Consider the following 2,425-nt stretch of genomic DNA (forward strand, 5'->3'; position numbering starts at 1 on the left):
AATGCGGGCGATGGTGGAGAAGTTGACCGTCATCGGGCTGCCCGGCGACGGCGGCTTCTGGCAGATGGCGAACGATCTGTTCGACATCGACTGGGATCTTCTGGATCAGCAGGACCTGGTCGTCATCACCAACAGCGTCGGGCTCGAGCGCACCCCGCGTCTGACCGCCCCGGAGGCGGCCGCCCTGCTCGCCGGACTTCGCGTTGCGGCGTCGCTGCCCGGTGTCGGCGAGAGCGGAGTCATCCAGGGTCTGCTGGCCAAACTGGCGCGCGGCGCCTCCGGCGTGCCCGCCGACGTCATCGTCGCGCCCGGTGAGGTGGACGAGGTGCGCTTGACCGTCGATCGCGCCCTGCGTGACGGCGTCGCCGTGGCCTTCACCTACCAGGCCCCGGATGCCGCGCCCACCACACGCACGGTCGACCCGGTCAAGGTCCACATCGCGGGCGGTCAGTGGTACCTGCAGGGATGGTGCCACCTGCGTCAGGCGATGCACGAGTCGAGGACGGAACGCGACTCCCGTCCGCCCTGGGCGAGGGTGCGCAGTCCTCCCACGAGCAGCAGGTACTGCTGGGGGGTGGCTTCGGCTTCGTTCAGCCGGTCGGCGGTCTCGACCATGGCGTGCGCAGCCGTGTAACGGTCGTAGTCCGCCACGATCGCGGCCCCGTAGGAGCCGAGCGACTCGGCCTGCTGCACGATGTCGAGCGAGCGCCCCTGGTAGAGCTGGACGTCGGCGACCATGAACGGCTCGAGGCGGGCCCCGAACTTCGACGACGTGCGGCGCACACCCTTTGCGACAGCGCGTACCTTGCCGTGGCGACGGCTGAGCATGGTCACGATGCGGTCCGCTTCACCCAGCTTGTGGGTGCGCAGGACCACGACCTCGTCGCGGTAGGTGGGCACCCCTCGATTATCCCCGCCGGTGCCGACATCGGGCGGCATTGGAGACAATGGTCAGGTGACGGAACAGTTGTTCGTGATCCCCCTCTGGGCCGACCTCCTCGCCGTGGGACTCGGCGGTGTACAGGGCGCGCTGTTCTCGTCGGGCTTCGTCGGACAGCGCCGACTCGACCTGCTCGGCGTCGTCATCGTCGGCACCGTGATGGGCATGGGTGGCGGCATCATCCGCGACCTCCTGCTCAACGTCGAACCCGCGACGCTGAAGAGCAACTGGTACCTGATCACGGCCGTCGGCGCGGCTCTGGTCGGCATGCTGCTGGCCAACATCTTCGAGCGCCTCAACGCGGTGATCGTGGCCCTTGACGCCGTGGTGATCGGTCTGTTCGGTGCCTTCGGCACCTCGAAGGCGCTGGCGCTCGGCCTTCCCCCCGTCCCGGCGGTCTTCGTCGGGGTCTGCGCCGCGGTGGGCGGCGGCATTCTTCGCGACGTGATCATGGGCTTGCCGGTGGCGATCATGCACGTCGGATCGCTGTACGCCGTCGCGGCCGCGGTCGGCTGCGCGTTGCTCGCGTTCGCACACGCCGTCGGTGCGCCGCTGGTGGCCGCGGCGATCGCCTCGGTCGTGGTCACGACCGTGATCCGACTGCTCGCGGTGATCTTCGACATCTCGCTGCCCGAACAGCGCGCGCTCTACCGGCGCAAGGTCGCGGTGGAGACCAGCGCGATCCCGATCATCCGGCCCTGAGGCGTTTCGACGCGCTGCGACGAGTCGAAACGCGGCGTCAGACGGCGGCGAGCGAGCCGGAGCGCTCGCGCGTACGGATGGCGCGGTTCACGCAGGAGACGATCGCCTTCAGCGACGCGGTCGAGATGTCACCGTCGATGCCGACGCCCCACAAGCGCTCGCCATCCACCTGCAGCTCGACGTACGACGCTGCCTGCGCGTCGCCCCCGGCGCTGAGCGTGTGCTCGACGTAGTCGTAGAGCGTGATGTCGAAGCCCTGCGCACGCACGACTTCCAGGAAAGCCGATACGGGGCCGTTGCCGACGCCGCGTGTCGCAACGGTCTCCTCGCCGTCGCGGAGGGTGACCTCGAGCGAAACCTCGCCCGACATGTCGCTCTGCGTCCGCGTGGACAGCAACTCGAACCGCCCCCACTTCTCGTCCGCCTCACGCGCAGGCAGATACTCATCCGTGAAGATCGCCCAGATCTGGTCGCTGGAGACTTCGCCGCCTTCGGCATCCGTCTTGGCCTGCACCACACCGGAGAACTCGATCTGGAGCTTGCGAGGCAGATCCAGCGCGTGATCCGTCTTCAGCAGGTAGGCGACGCCGCCCTTGCCGGACTGCGAGTTGACGCGGATCACGGCCTCGTAGGAGCGACCGAGATCCTTCGGGTCGATCGGCAGGTACGGCACCGCCCACTCGATGTCGTCGACGGTGACCCCGGATGCCGCGGCCCGCGCCTCCATGGCCTCGAACCCCTTCTTGATCGGACTCTAGAGGATCCCCGGGACCGAGCTCGAAT

1 protein-coding gene and 3 pseudogenes are annotated in these 2,425 nt (G+C 68.4%); 2 read left to right on the forward strand and 2 right to left on the reverse strand.

The window, feature by feature from the left end:
• Positions 1-64: 64 nt before the first annotated feature.
• Positions 65-430 (forward strand): annotated as a pseudogene (locus tag I5I_RS13920) (WYL domain-containing protein); the annotation flags it as partial.
• 62 nt (positions 431-492) lie between these two features.
• On the opposite strand, the pseudogene recO reads toward I5I_RS13920, so the two are convergent.
• Positions 493-900, reverse strand: a pseudogene (recO, locus tag I5I_RS13925) (DNA repair protein RecO); the annotation flags it as partial.
• Positions 901-955: 55 nt separating this feature from the next.
• Here recO and I5I_RS13930 point away from each other — a divergent pair.
• Positions 956-1,642, forward strand: coding sequence for a trimeric intracellular cation channel family protein (locus I5I_RS13930; RefSeq protein WP_036321079.1), 687 nt, complete (start codon positions 956-958; stop codon positions 1,640-1,642).
• Positions 1,643-1,679: 37 nt separating this feature from the next.
• On the opposite strand, the pseudogene I5I_RS13935 reads toward I5I_RS13930, so the two are convergent.
• A pseudogene (locus tag I5I_RS13935) lies at positions 1,680-2,390 on the reverse strand (alpha-isopropylmalate synthase regulatory domain-containing protein); the annotation flags it as partial.
• Between the last annotated feature and the right edge of the window lie 35 nt (positions 2,391-2,425).

The sequence above is a fragment of the Microbacterium sp. B24 genome (assembly GCF_000333415.1).
In the GTDB taxonomy this organism is placed as follows: Bacteria; Actinomycetota; Actinomycetes; order Actinomycetales; family Microbacteriaceae; genus Microbacterium.